This window comes from Actinosynnema sp. CA-299493 (genome assembly GCF_050946825.1).
GTDB lineage: Bacteria > Actinomycetota > Actinomycetes > Mycobacteriales > Pseudonocardiaceae > Actinosynnema.
The window spans coordinates 6,193,176-6,211,194 of sequence record NZ_CP191993.1 but is presented as its reverse complement, the minus strand read 5'-3'; the positions used below and the strand labels follow the sequence as shown (position 1 = coordinate 6,211,194).

The window sequence follows — 18,019 nt, the reverse complement described above, 5'->3', positions numbered from 1 at the left end:
GAGGTCCCGTCACAGCAACCGCCACCAGGCATCGCACGAGGTCTCCTTGACGGCCACCGCCACATGGCGATAACCGGCGGACCCGACCCGGCAGTAGCCCTCGTCCACCACGTGCTTCACCGCGTCCGACACCACCAGCGCGAGGCACGCGTCACCGGTCTCTTCGAGCGAGCGCTTCACCTCGGGCGCGTCCACCAGGCGTGCGGCGTGCACCAACGGGGTGCCCGACCACTCACCACCTACCCGATCGACGCTGCCCACGTGCACCGCGGCCCGCAGGTCGATCCGGTAGGCGTCACTGGCTGCCGCGTTGTGCTCCCGCAACGCCTTCGCGACCGCTTCGACGAACGTGTCGAGGACGTCGATCAGCGTGACCGCCTCCGGCATCACGACCTGCGCACCGTCACCGCGGTCGACCACCTCGAAACCGCCCCCGACCACTCCGATCGCCGCGGCCCCCGCGTGGACGCACTCCTCCAGCGCCCGGCGCATGCGTCGCTGCCCGTCGTTGTTCCGCGAGCTCGACCTCTGCACGTCCGTGGTCACCACAACCCGATGCGCCGCCAGCAGATCGGGCCGCCGACCCGATCCGGCCCCCACCACCGCGTCGCGCTCCGAGGCATTCACGTGGATCACATGGCCGACACCGGCCGCCACCGGACCGTGGGCGTCCCCACCGATCTTCACGCTCACATCGCCGACCGGTCGCTCCTGCATCGCGACTCCTCACCGCCGAACCGCACCCAGATCCGGCTACCTGCTGCGATCGTTCACCCCACGGTGAGAGCCGGTGAACGCAGTTGTACGGATCAACTCACGCACGTTTCGAGTCATATGACGCACAAGTCGCCCGTTCAGCCGCTCGGCCCACCCGATTGGTCGACGGTCGGTACACCCCGTCCTCGCAGACGCCCGTGCGAGCATGATCAGCAGGTGGCCCACCAGTCGCCGGCCTGCCCGACATCGTCTTTGATCCGTGCGGCCAGTGCCCACGACGGTGTTGTTGATCGAGAGGGCCGATAAAGCTCGGGTAGCTCCACTTCTCTGCGACGAAGCACTGAGCCTTTTTCATCCTGATCTGGATGTGTTGGTGCGCAAGGGATGTCGATCACAAGCCAGCGATGGTCGGCGTGTCGGTGTCCGGACATGGCGAAGCCCCTGGTAGCAGAACTCTCGACCAAGATCGTCCAGCTTGCCCAGGGGCTTCACGTGCTGTTTTACCGTGCCGCGCTGCCGTTGTCACATCGGACCCTGACCTTCGTCTCCGGCCTGGTCCGCGCCCACCGCCGACGGTCGGGTTCGATGTGGCGCAGGCTCAATCCGGGGCAGCAGGCCCTTCTCGTGCTGGTGTACCTGCGCAAGGGTGAGACCTTCGCCGAGATCGGCGCCGGGTTCGGCGTCTCCACCACGACGGCCTGGCGCTACGTCAACGAGACCGTCGAACTGCTCGCCCGACGAGCCCCGAAACTGCGGCAGGCGCTGCGCAGGGCGAAACGTCGGGGCCTGGCCTACGTGATCGTCGACGGCACGCTGATCCCGATCGACCGCGTCGCCGCCGACCGGCCCTTCTATTCGGGCAAGCACCGGATGCACGGGGTGAACCTGCAGGTCGTCGCCTCGCCGGACGGCACGATCCTGTGGGTGTCCGGCCAACTGCCCGGCGGCATCCACGACACCGCCGCCGCCCGGATATGGAACATCCTGGCCAAGCTGCGCGACGCCGGGCTCATCGCCCTGGGCGACAAGGGCTACCACGGCTACGACCAGACCGGCCAGCACGTGATCACCCCGTACAAGGGCCGCAACAAGCCACAGTCGCAGAAGGATGCCAACAGTGCCCACGCCCGACTCCGCGGACCGGGCGAGCGCGCCAACGCCCAACTCAAGACCTGGCGCGTCCTGCGCAAACTACGCAGCTGCCCCCTACCGCGCCGAACGCCTGGCCAAAGCCATCCACGTCCTCCAAAACCACGAAACCACCACAGGATGAAAAAGGCTCACTTGTTCGATCACGGGATGTCCCCGGTGTCCTCGACCGCTGTTCGTGCGGTGGTTCGGCATTATCGGCGTACTGACGCGGCGACGTCGTGTCGTAGCACCGGCAGCTCCACGTCCTTGGCACGATCGGGTCCGCTGTCACGCTCGGAGCACCTGCGGCCCCGCCCGGAGGCGGGGCCGTGTGGTCCGGTGGACGGTGTCAGGTGGTCGTGTCGTGCAGGACGAAGCGCAGCTCCGACGTGTAGACCTCCCCCTTGTCGTCGGTCAGCCAGGTCTGCTCCGGGGTGGCAGCATCTCCGTCACGGTGAGCCTGGCGGAGGTGTCGGCGCGGGCCAGCCGACGCGCGGCCTTGGCCAGCAGCGTCACCGAGGCCGGGCTGTCGAAGTCGACGAACACCGGGCGCGGCTCGGCGGGGGAGGTGAAGAACACGAACCGGGGCAGGTCGTGCCGCGCCCGCCACGCCCTGGCGCCCACGAAGCGCCGCGCCTCGGTCTTGGCGTCGGCGAACCCCAGCTCCGCCACCGGGAACCGCCACGTCTCCCGCGACACCACCAGCCTGCCCACGCTCACCCTGGGCGTGTGGTCGGCCTCGGGGAGCACCCGGAACCCGTCGACCACCAGCGTCGTGAGCACGTGGCCGAACACGTCGGCCACCGGGAAGACCGCGCCGTCGGGCAGCACCGCCACCAGCTCGTCGTCGCGCAGCTCCACCCGGACGTCGGCGCTGCGCAGGCTGCGCGGGCGGTGCGGGTCCGCGGTGTCGTCGACCAGCGCCACGTAGTAGTCCTCGGGGCGCACCAGGCTCTGGCGCACCCGCGTCGACAGTCGGGACCTGTGCTCCTTGGGCAGCAGGGGCAGCAGGCGCGGGCCCGGGACGTCACGGGTGGTCAGCTCGACGAGCTCCGAGCGGTCCGGGTGCTGGTCGAGGTACAGCGACGCGCCCAGGGTGTTCATGGCCACGTGCAGCTCGCCCAGCACCAAGCCGAACTCACCGCGCAGCTCGGCCAGGTCGGCCACCGCGTCCCGGTGCAGCACCGGCAGGGCCGCGTAGAAGAAACCGAGCAGCCACGTGGTGATCAGGGCGGCGGTCGCCGCGCGGTCCGGTACCGGTGGACGGGCGTTGCCCGGTTGGCGTCCAGGACCGTGATCTGGTGCCGCGGCGCGCGGATTTCCGTGTCCTTGTCCCGGTCGCACATCGTCGGCGGCCATTGCCGGTGGGCTTCGCCTGATCCCAGGGAGTTGCGGCAATAAGGCGATCAGGTGATGATTCGTTCGTTTGCCGTGGCCGGCCTTACGCAGCGTCATTGTCGAGAGTTGTTCACGAAATTCCGTCGGGTGACCTCTTCGTACCGGAACAGAGTATTGTGACATAAAGTTGCGGCCCGGTAGCCTGGTTGACTCGATACTTCCCTGGAAGGGGTATGGCTGCCATGGGAAGAGTTGTCACCAATGGCTCGTGGACGCGTGTCGATCCGATCGACGTGATCCAGTTGACCGGCCTGGGGACCGGTGAGATCAGGTGGGGTGACGTTCCCTACGAACGAAAGAGCGGTTACTCCTTCCAGGGTGAGGTCACCGATCTGAAACTGGACGGCTCCGATTTCCTGCTGGGCACGTTCACGCACCACAACAGGGTGATCCCGTTGAGTGCCGACCTGCTGTTCGCGGTGGATCTCGCGGTCATCCTGAACTTCGAGGAAGGCAACCTCCAGCACCCCCTTCCCGTGCTGACCTTCCACCACGACGAGACGCTCAACGAGCCCCTGAACTCGAACGACGTGGTGGAGATGCCGAAAGTCAGCGACTACGACGTCCTGTTCGTCGACAACGTCGAGTACAAGATGTCGATCACCGGCTTCCTGTGGAACGGGCGGAAGGTGCCCCGGTTCGACAGCGAGGAGAACGACTCCAACAGCGCCGGGATCTTCGCCCGGATGGACCCGACGGGCCGGCGAGGGGCCTGAGGGCCGGCGCTGCACTCGTGTCGGCCAGAGCACCGGTGCCCGGCGTGGACGCCTGGGGATCGCCCACCCGAAAGCCTCGAAAGGGGTATTGCCGTCATGGCGAAAGTTCTCACCAGTGGCGCGTGGACGCGCGTCGACCCGGACGAGGTGTCGCACTTCAGCGGCCTGGGGACCGGAGAGGTCAGCTGGGGAACCCCGGTGGGGGGAGGAAAGAGCGGCTACTCCTTCGAGGGGCACGTCACCCAGTTGAAACTGGACGGCTCCGATTTCCTGCTGGGCACGTTCACGCACCACAACCAGGTGATCACCATGGGGATCACGCAGTTCTCGCTGTACCTGTCGGTGATCCTGAACTTCGACGACGGCAACATCCAGCACCCCCTTCCCCTGCTGGCGTTCCACCACGACGAGACGTCCAACGCCGGTCCGCACCCGAACGACCTGGTCGGCCTGCCGACGGTCGCGGACCACGACCTCCTGTACGTCGAGAACGTCGAGTACCGGATGTCGATCAGCGGTTTCTGGTGGAACAAGCAGAAGGTGGACGCCTTCGACTGCCCTGAGGGCGAGTCCGCCAGTGCCGGGATCTTCGCCCGGATGGAGGCGACGGGCCGGCGAGGGGGCTGACGCCTCGGTCAGGCACGGGCCGCGGAAGGTCGGTTCCGCCGCCCGCGGGGAGGTCGTGCACGGGAGGGCTTTCGCGGCGTCCGGGATCAGCAGGAGTAGAGCGAGACGCACCGCTCGGGCTCGGAGTTGCCGGCCACCACGATCATCGTCACCCACAGGGCGCCCACGACGAGCGGCACGATCACCGCGGTCCAGATGAGGATGCGGCGGATGGAGTGCAGCACCATCACCGCCTCCACCGCGGCCTGTGCGGTTGCCTGCTCCGGCGTTCCCGCGGCTTTGATGCGCTTCAACGAGTTGGCGGCAGCGTCGTGGGACCACGAGGGGCCGGTCACGTAGGTCTCGGTCGTGGTGGCGACGGCCCATGCTTCGGGCGCGGACGGCTGTTCGGTCATGGGGTACTCCGACGGACGGTGGCGGTACGTGTCGTGGTGTTCGGTCTTGCCCCACCGCCTGTTACACCCGGGATCGCGGTGACGGTTGTGGCTGGTAGCCGGCCTGGTCGGGTGAGGTGCTGATCACAGGGCCAGGCGGTGGTCATTAGGCCGTTCGGCCGCTGTGCCGGGTCGGCCGAAAGGTGATGATTCCTCGTCAGGTCGGGGGACTCAGCACGAATCGCGTGGTCTGCGCGAGCCGGGGGGCTTTCTTTCAATGGGTTCGCGCGTGCACGCGCGGGGTTCGTCCCTGCGCGCTTTCGCCGTGGCGCTCGTCGCCGCAGTCCTGGCCGGTGTCGTCGTGGTGCCGCCTGGTGCGGTGGCCCAGCCGGGTGTGGCACAACCGGAAGTGCCGGGGTCGGCGCCGGACGAGGCGACGGCTGCCCGCTACGCGGCGCGGAGCGGGACGTCGGTGGTCGTGGAGTCGGCGACCACGGAGACCGACGAGGTGCGGGCGAACCCGACGGCACGATGACGTTCACCCAGCACGTGCAGCCGGTGCGGGTGCGGCGCGGCGACGGCTGGGTGCCGGTCGACCTGACGCTGGAGCGCAAGCCGGACGGCTCGTTCGCCCCGAAGGCGTCCACGGTGGAGGTCGCGTTCTCGCCCGGCGGCTCGACCGCCGCGGACCGGCCGCTGGCCAAGGTCGCCCAGGGTGGCCACGAGGTGGGCCTGCGGTGGGACGGCGAGCTGCCCGAGCCGGTCGTGGACGGCGCGACGTTGACCTACCCGGACGTGCTGCCCGACGTGGACCTGCGGGTCGAGGCCCACTTCGAGGGTTTCAGCGAGCAGTTGGTGGTCAAGACCCCCGAGGCGGCGCGGAACCCGGCTCTGGACACCCTCACGTTCCCGACCCACGCCGAACAGGTGCGGGTCGAGCGCGGTTCGCCGGCCGGCGGCGGCGACCTGGTGGTCAAGGACGCCGCCGGCACCCCGGTGTTCGTCGGTGACGCCTCGCAGATGTGGGACTCGTCGGGCAGGGGACCCCGCGACCGCGAGGGCGAGCCGGCCCCCGGCGACCGGCAGGCCGCGATGGACGTCGAGATCACGCCCGACGCCCTGGAGATCAAGCCCGACCAGGCGTTCCTCGACGATCCGACGACCACCTTCCCCGTGGTGCTCGACCCCAACTACTACTGCGGGAACTGCGGCAAGGTGCACCACGCCGTGGTGCAGGAGGAGTGGCCGGACGCCAGGAACTTCGACGTCACCGGCGGCAGGTTGGGCGATCTGAAGGCCGGTTTCCTCAACGCCGCGGCCCTGGGCGGCGGCGCCACCCACAACGCGAGGTCCCGTTCGTACCTGCAGCTGAACACCGAGCCGATCATCGGCAAGTTCATCCACGAAGCCACCCTGCGCATGAAGGTGATCGGCACCTACTCGTGCTCGCCCTCGGCGACCGAGCTGCGGTTGGCCGGGTGGATCGACGCCAACACGACCTGGAACAACCAGACCAGCTGGGGCGAGCACCAGTCGAGCACCAACGTCCGGAACAACCCGGGGAACTGCCCGACCGACGGTGGCGCGGACTTCGCGGCGACCAGCGCCATCCGGGCCGCGGCGTCGGGCTCGTGGTCCTGGACGACGTTCGTGCTCAAGGCGGTGAACGAGAACGACCTCGACACGTCGTGGCGCCGGTTCGACCTCAACCCGTACCTGGAGGTCAGGTACAACAGCTACCCGGACACGCCCACCGGGATGGGCATGGAGGGGTCGGGGCCGGACGCGTCGTACGCGTTGCCGTGCCGCACGGGCGCCGATCGGCCGTCGGTGGCCACCAGGACGCCCCGCCTGCGGGCACGGGTGACCGACCCGGACAACAGCAGGGTGTACGGCGAGTTCCGGTTGCTCAAGGGCGTGGCGCCGCACGCGGTGTGGGAGGGGCAGCTGTTCGGCGGCACGGAGATCGCCTCGGGCGCCTACAGCGAGTGGACCGTTCCGGAGGGCCTCACCGCCGAGAACGGCTTGTACACGTGGCACCTGCTGGGGCACGACGGTGAGCTGACCAGCCGCTCGCTGTCGGCGGACTGCGAGTTCGAGGTGGACACCGTCCCGCCGCTGACGCCCCGGGTGTCGTCCGTCGACTACCCGACCGCGGGCTTCAACCACGGCAGCGTGGGCCGGACCGGGACGTTCACCTTCGCGCCCACCCTCCGGTCGGACAACAGGATGGACGTCCGCCGGTACAAGTGGTCGTTGAACAACGACACCGCCACCACCCACACGGTCGACGTGACGTCGGCCGACGGGTCGGTGACGGTGCCGATCACGCCGACCCTGGTCGGGACCAACGTGCTGCACGTCCGCGCGTTCGACCGGGCGAACAACCCGTCGTCGCCGGACGCGACCTACACGTTCCACGTCGCGGCGAAGGCCCCGCCCAAGGCCGCGTGGTCGTTCGACGAGACGTCGGGCGCCGTCGCCGCCGACAGCAGCGGCGGCAACCGCCCGCTCACGTTGTCCGGCGCCGCCTCGTTCGCGCCCGGCTACGACGGCAACGCCCTGACGCTCAACGGCGGGTTCGCCGCGTCGGCGTCGCCGGTGGTGGACACGTCGAGGGCCTTCTCCGTCTCGGCCTGGGCGAAGCTGGACAGCAAGGCCGGCTACGCCACGCTGGTCAGCGCGGACGGCAACCGGGCCAGCTCGTTCTACCTCCAGTACGCCGTCGACGCCGACCGGTGGGCGATCACCACGCCGAGCCACGACGACGATTCGCCGCAGTCGTACGCGAGGGTGTTGTCGACCGCCGCGCCGCAGCAGGGCGTGTGGACGCACCTGCTCGCGAGCTACGAACCCAACAGCCAGGCGTTGACGCTGTACGTCGACGGCAAGGCGCAGGGCACGGCGACGGCAGTGGTGTGGGACCGCGGCGGCAGCTTCGTGGTGGGTCGGGCCAAGTCCGGGGGGCAAGCGTCGAACCACTTTCCCGGCGCGGTCGACGCCGTGCGGGTGTGGGACCGGGTGCTGACGGCCGAGGACGCGGCGGACCAGGCGAACCAGGCGGTGCTGCGGGCCCGGCTCGCGTTGGACGAGCGGACGGGGACGACGACCGTGGAGTCGGTGTCCGGCCAGTCGGCCGTCATCTCCGGTGGCGCGACGTGGGCGGGCACTCCGGTGGATCCGGACGACCCGGACCGGGTGCGCACCGGCGAGGACGAGTGGCTGGACTTCAGCGTCTCCGGCACGGGCGAGGTCACCGCTCCCCGGCCGGTGAACCTGCGCACGGACCGCTCGTACACGGTGTCGGCGTGGGTCCGCGTGGACAGCCGGGGTTACTCGCGAACGGCCGTCAGCCTCGGCGACTCGCAGTACTCGCCGTTCATGCTCCAGTACCGGCCGGCGAACCGGCAGTGGGCCTTCACGATGACCCGCGGCCCGGCGACCTCGGAGTGGTGGGTCGCGCTCTCGGACAACCCGGTCGAGAGCCCCGGCCAGTGGGTGCACCTGACCGGCACGTACGACGCGGTGAGCGGTCGGATCGCCCTGTACGTCAACGGGGACCGGCAACTCCACAACTTCAGCGGCACCACGGCGGGCGGTGGCGGCGTGACCGGGTGGAACGGCTCCGGAGCGCTCTGGCTCGGCCGCGGCCTGTGGGGTGCCCAGAAGGCGGACGAGTGGCACGGCGGTGTGGATGACGCCCGCGTCTACTCCGGCGTGCTCACGACCGAGCAGATCCGCAGCGTGTACGAGTCCACCAGGCACTTCTGAGCCACCGGTTCGATCCGAAGACGTCACGAGAGGCCCTGTTGTGAGTGCTGCCGTGCGGAAGTTGGCCAGGAAGGCCGTCGCGTTCGGTGTCGTGCTGGTGTTGACCGCGTCGAGCGGGCAGGCCGTGGCGGCAGCCGCGGACTTCCAGTGGAACGTGATCGCGTTGCAGCGGGAGAGGTCCGTCCCGACCGGTGAGGTCGCCGTCGCACCGCTGCCGCCCGATCCGGCGGCGGGCTCGGTCGTGACCGCACCGGGGCGGTCTTCGTGGCCGACCGCGGCCGGTGGCGAGGTGGACTTCGCCGGCGAGGGTGGCACGCCGGCGCAGGCCGCCGCACGAGTCACGGGTAGGCCGATCCGCGCCGCGAACACCCCCGTCGCCGTCGGCCTGGCTCAGCAGGCGAACGCGCGCCAGGCCTCCGTCGGCAAGGTGCGCGTCCAGGTGCGCGACCGGGAGCCCGGGTCGAGCGCGGTGGTGTTCACCCTCGCCGACGCGGGTGGGGCGAAGGACAAGCCGCTGGCGGTGACGTTCGACTACTCGTCGTTCGCGGCGGCGTTCGGCGGTGACCACGCGGCCCGGTTGCGGCTGGTCAGCCTACCCGCCTGCGCCGTGGTGACGCCGGCGAAGGCGGGGTGCCAGACGGCTTCGCCGGTGGCCGGCGCGGCCAACGACACGTCGGCCGGCGTGCTGTCCGGCACGACGACGTTGACGTCGTCCGAACCCGCGGTGTTCGCGGCGGTCGCCGCCACCGCGAGCCCGGCGGGTACGTACGGGGCGACGTCGTTGGCTCCGGCGGGTTCGTGGACCGCGGGTGGTGCGTCGGGTGACTTCACCTACGGCTATCCGATGCGGGTGCCGCCGGCGGTCGGTGGTGCGGCGCCGAAGGTGTCGTTGGGGTATTCGTCGCAGAGCTTGGACGGGCGGACGTCGTCGACGAACAACCAGGCGTCGTGGGCGGGTGACGGGTGGGATTTGGTGCCGGCGGGGTTCATCGAGCGGCAGTACAAGCCGTGTGGTCTGGATCTGGGTGGCAACAACGGTCAGACGAAGACGGGTGATCAGTGCTGGTCCACGGACAACGCGACGATCAGCCTGGTCGGTGTGTCCGGGAAGTTGATCAAGGATCAGGCGTCGGGTCTGTGGCGGGCGGAGTCCGATGACGGCGCGCGGATCGAGCGGTTGACGGGTGCGACCAACGGCGATAACAACGGTGAGCACTGGAAGGTCACCACACCGGATGGCACGCGGTACTTCCTGGGTATGAACCGTCTGCCGGGGTGGACGGAGGGGAAGCCGGAGACGCAGTCGGCGTGGACGACGCCGGTGTTCGGCAATCACACCGGTGAGGACTGCAACCAGGCGACGTTCGACGCGTCGTGGTGTCAGCAGGCGTACCGGTGGAACCTGGACTACTCGGTCGATCCGCACGGCAACGTCACTACCTACTACTACAACCGGGAGTTCAACCGCTACGGCCGCAACGCCGACGCCGCCAAGGGCACGGAGTACGTGCGGGGCGGCTGGTTGGACCGGGTCGAGTACGGCTTGCGCAGTGACAACGTGTTCGCGCACCCTGGTGCGAAGGTGAGTTTCGAGACCGCCGAGCGCTGCCTGCCCAACGGCGCGGTGACGTGCGACCCGTCGCAGCTCAACGCGTCCACCGCCGCGAACTGGCCGGACGTGCCGTTCGACCAGATCTGCAACGCGGGGGAGCAGTGCACGCATCGCCTGACCCCGTCGTTCTTCACGCGCAAGCGGTTGACGAAGGTCGTCACCCGGGTCGCGAACGGCGCGTCCACGTTCCAGGACGTCGACTCGTGGGCGTTGGAGCACCAGTTCCTCAAGACCGGTGACGGTCTGGCTCCCGCGCTGAACCTGAACTCCGTGACCCGCACCGGTCTGGTGGGCGGCAGCGTGACGTTGCCGCCGACGGTGTTCGGGCACACCGCGATGGCCAACCGGGTCAACACCGGCACCGACAACCAGCCGCCGATCACCCGGTTCCGGCTCACGCTGATCACCAACGAGGCGGGCGGCTACACGTCCGTCGCGTACAGCCGTGAGGACTGCGCACTCGGCTCCCGGATGCCGGTCTCGCCCGAGGCGAACACACTGCGCTGCTACCCCTCGTGGTGGTCGCCCGAGGGCGCGGTGGAGCCGCAACTGCACTGGTTCCACAAGTACGTGGTCGTCAGCGTCCTCGACCACGACCGCACCGGCGCCTCCCCTCCGGTCCAGACGAGCTACCACTACGGCGACAGAGACGGCGACGAGGCCGCGTGGCACTTCGACGAGGCCGAGTTCGCCGAGCCGGCCCGCCGGACGTGGTCGCAGTGGCGCGGTTACGCCACGGTGCGGACCACCAAGGGCAACCCGCAGGAGAAGCGGTCGGTGACCGAGGTCGTCTACGGCCGCGGCATGGACGGCGACAAGCAGCCCGGTGACACCAACGGCGACGGGGTGCCGGACGGCGTCCGCGAAGCGTGGATATCCGCCGCCGAGGGTCAACCGATCCGGGACGTGAAGCGGCTGCGCGGTTTCGTCCGCGAGACGCGCCAGTACAACGACGGCGTGCTGGTCGCGGCGTCGGCCAACGACCCGTACCTGCCCGAGACCGCCACCGCCACCGACTCGGCGGGCAACAAGGCGTTCGTCACCGGCACCTCCTCGGTGCGCGGTCGCACCCTGCTGGCGGACGGGTCCTGGCGGCGCACGAGGGTCGACAAACTGGAGTTCACCCCGGAAGGTGTCGTCAAGGCCACCGAAGACCACGGTGACGAGGCTGTCACCGGTGACGAGACCTGCACCCGCAGCACGTTCGCCCGCAACGAGGACGCGTGGCTGCTCAGCCTCGCCTCCCAGGTGGAGACCGTGGTGGGCACGTGCGCGGTGACGGCCTCATCGAGCACCATCCAGTCGCTGGCCCGTTCCCACTACGACGGCCAGGCGCACGGCGCGGCGCCCACCCGCGGCCTGATCACCGAGGTCGAGGTGCTCGACAAGTGGGACGCCTCCGGCCAGACCTGGGTGACCGCCTCGCGGGCCACCTACGACGCCTACGGCCGACCGCTGGACGTCTACGACGCCCGCGGTGAGAAGACCACCACCGCCTACACCCCGTCCACGGGCCCGTTGACCCAGCTGACGAGCACCAACCCGCTCGGCCACGTCAGCCACGAGTACCTGGACCCCGCCCGTGGCCTGTCCGTGGCCTCGGTCGACGCCAACAACCGCCGCGCGGACCTGTCCTACGACGCGCTCGGCCGCCTGATCGCCGCCTGGACACCGGGTCACAGCAAGGTGACGGCCAAGGCCAACGCGATGTTCGAGTACCAGTACCACACCGACAAGCCCAGCGTCGTGGTGTCCAAGCAGCTGCAGGACGACGGCAAGTACCTGTCCGCCTACTCCCTCTACGACGGGCTGCTGCGCGAGCGCCAGACCCAGGTGCAGGCGCCCGGCCCGGACGGTGGACGTCAGCTCACCGACACCTTCTACAACTCCCGCGGCCTGCCCTACAAGACCAACGGCGTCTACTGGAACAACACCGCCCCGGCCGGCGCCACGCTCGCGGGTGTCTACGACAACGACGTGCCCAACCAGACCGTCACCGAGTACGACGGCATGGGACGGCCCACCAAGGCGACCTACCGCAAGTTCTCCCAGGCGCAGTGGCACACCACGACGACCTACGGCGGCGACCGCGTCTCCACCACCCCGCCCCTCGGCGGCACCACGACGACGCTGATCAACGACGCCCAGGGCCGCACCGTCGAGAAGCGGCAGCACAAGGCCGGTCCGGACAGCGAGTACGACTCGACCACGTACGACTACAACGCGGCCGGCCTGCTCACCACCCTCACCGACCCCGTGGGCAACACCTGGGGCTACGGCTACGACCTGCGCGGACGCCTGGTCGCCACCGACGACCCCGACACCGGCCACAGCACCGTCACCTACGACACCGCGGGCCAGGTCCTCACGTCCACCGACGCGCAGGACCGCACCATCGCCAACGCCTACGACAAGCTCGGCAGGCTGATCGCCAAGCACCAGGGCTCGCTGAGCGGGACCAAGCTCGCCTCGTGGGAGTACGACACCGTCGCGGGCGGGCTCGGCATGCTCAAGTCGTCACGCCGGTACGACGGCAACCTCGTCTACCACAAGTACATCACCGGCTACGACGCCGCCGGACGTCCGACCGGCCAGAAGTTCGTCGTGCCCGCTTCCCCCGGCGTGCTGCCGGCGACGTACGAGCTGAAGCAGGACTACACGTTCAACGGCAAGCCGAAGTCCACCACCTACTCCGCCGTCAGCTCCGGTGGGAAGGTGATCGTTCCCTCCGAGTCGATCGGGTCGTACTACAACACCTCCACCGGCGAGCTCCAGTCCACGCAGTCCGGCCAAGAGGTCTACGTCTCCGCCACCGGCTACTCCAGCTTCGGCGAGGTGCTGCGACTGCAGTACGGCAGCGGCGCGGACACCGCGAAGAACGTCGCGATCACGAACTTCTACGAGGTCGGCACCCGACGCCCGGACCGCACCGTCGTGGAACGCGAGACCACGACGGAACCCGAGCTCGCCGACCGCACGTACACCTACGACCCGGCGGGCAACGTCACCAAGGTCGCCGACACACCGGAAGGCCGTGTCGCCGACACCCAGTGCTTCGGCTACGACCACCTGCGTCGGATGACCGAGGCCTGGACCCCGTCCAGTGGTGACTGCGGCGCGACCAAGTCCGCCACGGCTCTCGGTGGCGCGGCGCCGTACTGGCACTCGTGGGAGTTCGACAAGACCGGCAACCGTCGCACCGAGACCCAGCACTCGGCCGCCGGTGACACCACCCGCACCACGCGTTACCCAAACCTTGGCGACCCTCAGCCGCATACCGCGACGTCGGTCCTCACCGTGGGCCCGAACGGTCAGGCGGAGGACACCTTCGCCTACGACGCCACGGGCCGCACCACCAGCCGGGTGGTCGGAGGTGACACCCAAACCCTGGAGTACGACGTCGAGGGTCGGGTGTCCCGCATCGTCAACCGCGACGGCATGCCCGACGAGACCGAGTCGACCTACCTCTACGACGCGGACGGTCAGCGTCTGATCAGTCGTGAGCCCTCGGCCACCACGCTGCACGTGTTCGGTCAGGAGATCCGCCTGGAGAAAGGCACCACCACCCCGTCGTGGACCCGGTGGTACGGCCACGGCGGGCAGATCGTGGCGGTGCGCAACAGCGTCACGGGCCTGAAGTGGCTGGTCCCGGATCATCAGGGCACCAACCAGCTCTCCATCGCCAACGACAATGCCCTGACCGCAACCCAACGCCGCCAAACCCCCTACGGCGCCACCCGCGGCACCGCGCCCCCGGCGTGGCCGGACCGCCTGGGTTTCGTGGGTGGTCGTAACGACGAGTCGGGTCTGACCCAGGTGGGTGCCCGTCTCTACGACCAGTCCTCGGGCCGTTTCCTCACCGCCGACCCGGTGATCGACAACAACGACCCGCAGCAGCTCAACGGTTACGCCTACGCCAACAACAGCCCGGTCACCTTCAGCGACCCGACCGGCCTGCTCCGCGACTGCGGCCCCGACGGCGTGCTGTGCGGGTACAACTCCAGCCTCCACCAGAACAGGGAGAGCTACGAGCAGGAGCGGCAGACCTACCTCGGCCGTGAGCGGGCGTGGCAGCAGGCGAACAGGAACAACCAGAACGCGCTGAAGAACGGTCTGGCCTCCGAGGGCATCAGCTGGGAGGACTACCAGAAGGCGCTCGCCGACGCGCACAAGACGAAGTGGGACGTGATCAAGGAGGTCGCCTGGGAGGTCCTGAAGGAGATCTCGGGCTGGAACGACATCGTCGACTGCTTCTCCAAGGGCGACATCTGGGCCTGCGGCGGCCTGGTCGCCGGTCTGGTGCCGTGGGGCAAGGTCGGCAAGATCCTCGAAGCGGGCTACAACGCCGTCAAAGCGGTCAACCGCCTCGGCGGCATCATCGACAAGGCCAAGGGTGTCCTGCGCCGAGTCCAGACCATCGCCGACAACGTCACCCGCTCCGCCACCGAACAGTTCCAGAAGCTGACCTCCAAGAGCGGCGGGAGTTGTGCCCTGCACAGCTTCGTCGGTGCCACTCTGGTCCTGATGGCCGACGGCTCGACCAAACCGATCTCCGACATCGAGCTCGGCGACAAGGTCAAAGCCACCGACCCCACCACCGGCCACACCACCGACCGCGCCGTCGTCGCCACCATCGTCCACACCGACGAAGACGACATGACCCGCCTCACCGTCACCAACACGGACGGCACCACCGGCAGCGTGGACGCCACCTCCTGGCACCCGGTCTGGGTCGACGCCGAAGGCCGCTTCGTCAACATCGGCGACCTCGAACCCGGCCAACGCCTCACCTCTGCCGACGGCACCTCCCCGCAGGTCACCGACGTCGACCGTTACGCGGATTCCGAGCCGGTCTACGACCTGACCGTCGATGGTGTCCACACCTACTACGTGGTGGCCGGCGGGCTGGACTTCTTGGTCCACAACTGCGGCCGACCCGGAGCCGTGGACACGGACGAGTTGTCCGATAGCGCAGCGGGGTACCACGACATGCTGCACCCCGTGGCGCAGAGATTCCGCACGACGAGTGTCCTTGACGCGGAGGGCGCCGGCGGCGTGACGAACATCGTCACGGGCGGCGCGAGGAGCAACCTCACCCGGGTGCAGCGTGCGGCTGTGATGGATGACGGCAACCTCGCGGTGTCGATGGCCGGCGGTGTGCACGCCGAGGTCAAGGCCGTGCTGGCAGCCGACCACCTGGGGCTCACACCGCGTGGGGTTGCTGCGAGCAGGCCTTTCTGCCCGGCCTGTCGTGCGTTCCTGACGGGACGGGGTGCGACTATTACCTCGCCCAACACGGCTGAGTGGCCGTCATGACGTGCAGGCGACAGGAGTTTCAATTGGTGTCGGTTGAAGAAAGCGATGTCGTCAAGGAGTTGTGCGCAGCGCTTCCGGTGGAGCGACGCGTGGTGTTCGTCGTGGCGGCGTTGAATCGTGTTCTGCCGATATACCAGGTCTACGACGAGCGGTACCGGGGCGTTCAGGGTCACGGGGCGGCTTGGGACGCGCTGAGCGGGATGGTGGCGATTCCTCTCGGGCGCCGGGGAGCCACGCCGGAGAAGGCGGAGCAGAAGATCGCTTATGCGCTGTCCTCTCTGTTGAAGGACGTCGATTGGCTGGAAAGGCGCACTGAGTCCGGCGTGGCTGAGGAGATGCTCCAAGTAGTGCTGGAGGCGCTCCTGCTCGTGTTCGAGAACTGGAGGCAAATCGACGGCGAGCTGTGTCTCCAGGTAGCCAACAGCGTGCTGGAAGTGGACTCCGTCTGGGCCGAGAACCGTGATGATCCAGTCGTCGTGTGGACTGGGTTGGAGGATCACTTCCAGCACCTGATCAGGGACTTGCGAGAACTCGCCGAAGCTCGATCGGAGAACGCGACCGCCGTCTACAAGCTGGTCAACGGTCGTGCCGGCAGGGAGGCGATGCCGTACTTGGAACGAGCGGAAGGACTGCTTGGGAAGTAGTGCGACCTGGCCAAGGACGCGCTGAAGTGGTCGAGGGCAGCATCGGAGGCTTCACGCAGCACGTTCATCGCCATGTGCTGCGTGGCGGTGGCTGCGGCCGTGGCCGTTGCGCCGGACAGCGGCAGCAGTCGGTGAACAGCGAACCCGAAGCGCGGTGCTTGCGGTGGTCGATCGGATGGGTGTCCCCGTTCGGCGGCACACCCGATCGGGGCTCATGGGCTGACAGCCGCGTGGCCGCGGCGGAGGCTGGTCGGCATGAGGACTGCGGGTGTGGTCGTGCCGGTGCTGGTCCTGCTGTTGACCGCCGCGGCCCCGGCCGTTGCGCGCGGCCGTGGCGTGGTGGTCGACTCGGACCGGTCGGCGACCTGGCGCGGTTCGGTGGTCCGGGACGACCCTCGGGTGCGGGACGTGCCCGAGTGCCGGTCGGCGGGGTGCGACCGGGTCGAGGTGGCGGTGCGGCTGCCCGCGCGGCTGCGGGACCGGGCCGGCGGGGTCGAGCTGGCGATCCGCACGGTCGGCGCGACTCCCGACGACAGCCTAGGCTTCGCCGTCTACCGGGCCGGTCGTCGGGTCGGTCTCGCCGACGCGCAGATCGGCACGTCCCGCTCGGTGTGGCTGCCGAAGCTCACCGCCCACTACACGGTCTACGTCTTCCAGAACCCGTTCGTGCCAGAGCTGGCGTCGTCCACCGTCCGGTACGAGGGCACGGTGGAGAACGAGGACGCGCGGGTCGAGCCCGTGCCACGCGACCTGCTGCCCGACCTGGAGGCGCTGCCGCAGCGCTTCGCGACCTTCGGCACGCCGCCACCGTTCTTCGGCGACTCGGCCGAGCCGGGCTCGTCGTGCTTCCGCAGCGAGGTCGACGAGCGGGACGCGCGGCTGTGCCTGCGGTTCGGCCAGGCGATGGTCAACACCGGTGACGGCCCGGTGGACGTCCGCTACCGCACGCCCGCCGGCGAGCGACCGCACGAGGTGCCCGGCGCCCAGCGCATCCACCGCTCCGACGGGACGTTCACCGACGTCCCGTCCGTGGGCGCGATGCACTACCACCCGATCCACTCCCACTACCACTTCGAGGACTTCTCCGTCTCCGAGCTGTGGGCGGTGGACGCCGCCGGACGGCCGACGGGGGCCGAACCCGTCGCCACCGGCGAGAAGAACGGCTTCTGCATGGCCGACACCGAGCTGGCGTGGTGGGACCGGAAGGGCAACGCGCCGCAGAGCTACCCGGCGCCACGCTGCCTCGACCCCGAACCGGACTCGCCGCCCGGGGTCGACGCGTTCAAGAACGGCATCGCCAGGGGCTGGGCGGACGAGTACTGGTGGGCGCTACCCGACCAGATGATCGAAGTCAGCGGGCTGGAGGACGGCACGTACGCACTGGTCACCCAGGTCGATCCCCGGAACAGGCTGCACGAGTTGGACGAGGACGACAACTGCGTGCGCGTGCCGATCAGGCTGACCGGTCTCACCACCGGCGCCCCGACGGCGGCACTGGGCAGCCCGGCCGAGCCCTGCGCCTGACCCGCGTCGACGGGACAGCGGGCGACGTTACGCGGGCGCGGTGCAGGCGAACCAGAGCGACTTGGCCGCACTGGCGCGCCGACTCCGGCCACCGCGGGGAATTCGTCGTCAGGGCGACTTCGACAGAGCGGGATCGGCGCGCAACCGACAGGTGTTCCGCGCGCCCTTATGAAGGCGAGTCGGGGACGG

Annotated in this window: 9 protein-coding genes and 2 pseudogenes; 8 read left to right on the top strand and 3 right to left on the bottom strand. The window is 69.2% G+C overall.

The window, feature by feature from the left end; genetic code table 11:
- Window positions 1-9 precede the first annotated feature (9 nt).
- Window positions 10-717, bottom strand: coding sequence for a hypothetical protein (locus ACQPYE_RS25890; protein WP_498715008.1), 708 nt, complete (start codon window positions 715-717; stop codon window positions 10-12).
- Window positions 718-1,209: 492 nt separating this feature from the next.
- Here ACQPYE_RS25890 and ACQPYE_RS25885 point away from each other — a divergent pair.
- A pseudogene (locus ACQPYE_RS25885) lies at window positions 1,210-1,990 on the top strand (transposase family protein).
- A 207-nt stretch (window positions 1,991-2,197) separates the two neighbouring features.
- Here ACQPYE_RS25885 and ACQPYE_RS25880 read toward each other — a convergent pair.
- Window positions 2,198-2,994 (bottom strand): annotated as a pseudogene (locus ACQPYE_RS25880) (lantibiotic dehydratase); the annotation flags it as partial.
- A 434-nt stretch (window positions 2,995-3,428) separates the two neighbouring features.
- Between ACQPYE_RS25880 and ACQPYE_RS25875 the strand changes: the two are divergent.
- Window positions 3,429-3,962 (top strand): choice-of-anchor K domain-containing protein, encoded by a 534-nt coding sequence (locus ACQPYE_RS25875; protein WP_498715007.1) that lies wholly within the window; start codon window positions 3,429-3,431, stop codon window positions 3,960-3,962.
- A 96-nt stretch (window positions 3,963-4,058) separates the two neighbouring features.
- Window positions 4,059-4,589, top strand: coding sequence for a choice-of-anchor K domain-containing protein (locus ACQPYE_RS25870; RefSeq protein ID WP_498715005.1), 531 nt, complete (start codon window positions 4,059-4,061; stop codon window positions 4,587-4,589).
- 86 nt (window positions 4,590-4,675) lie between these two features.
- On the opposite strand, the gene ACQPYE_RS25865 is transcribed toward ACQPYE_RS25870, so the two are convergent.
- Window positions 4,676-4,984, bottom strand: a complete 309-nt coding sequence (locus tag ACQPYE_RS25865) for a hypothetical protein (RefSeq protein ID WP_498715003.1) — start codon at window positions 4,982-4,984, stop codon at window positions 4,676-4,678.
- Between the two features lie 268 nt (window positions 4,985-5,252).
- Between ACQPYE_RS25865 and ACQPYE_RS25860 the strand changes: the two genes are divergently transcribed.
- From ACQPYE_RS25860 to ACQPYE_RS25840, 5 genes are all read left to right on the top strand, one after another.
- Entirely contained in the window at window positions 5,253-5,498 is a 246-nt protein-coding gene (locus tag ACQPYE_RS25860; protein ID WP_498715001.1) for a hypothetical protein, read from the top strand.
- On the top strand, window positions 5,495-8,734 hold the full coding sequence (locus ACQPYE_RS25855) for a LamG domain-containing protein (protein WP_498714999.1): 3,240 nt from the start codon (window positions 5,495-5,497) through the stop codon (window positions 8,732-8,734). Before ACQPYE_RS25860 ends, ACQPYE_RS25855 begins: the two co-directional genes overlap by 4 nt.
- A 61-nt stretch (window positions 8,735-8,795) precedes the next feature.
- A complete protein-coding gene (locus ACQPYE_RS25850) occupies window positions 8,796-15,662 on the top strand; it encodes an RHS repeat-associated core domain-containing protein (protein WP_498714997.1) in 6,867 nt (2,288 codons plus the stop codon).
- Between the two features lie 26 nt (window positions 15,663-15,688).
- On the top strand, window positions 15,689-16,306 hold the full coding sequence (locus ACQPYE_RS25845; protein ID WP_498714995.1) for a hypothetical protein: 618 nt from the start codon (window positions 15,689-15,691) through the stop codon (window positions 16,304-16,306).
- A gap of 255 nt (window positions 16,307-16,561) precedes the next feature.
- Window positions 16,562-17,830, top strand: a complete 1,269-nt coding sequence (locus tag ACQPYE_RS25840; RefSeq protein ID WP_498714992.1) for a lysyl oxidase family protein — start codon at window positions 16,562-16,564, stop codon at window positions 17,828-17,830.
- Window positions 17,831-18,019 lie beyond the last annotated feature (189 nt).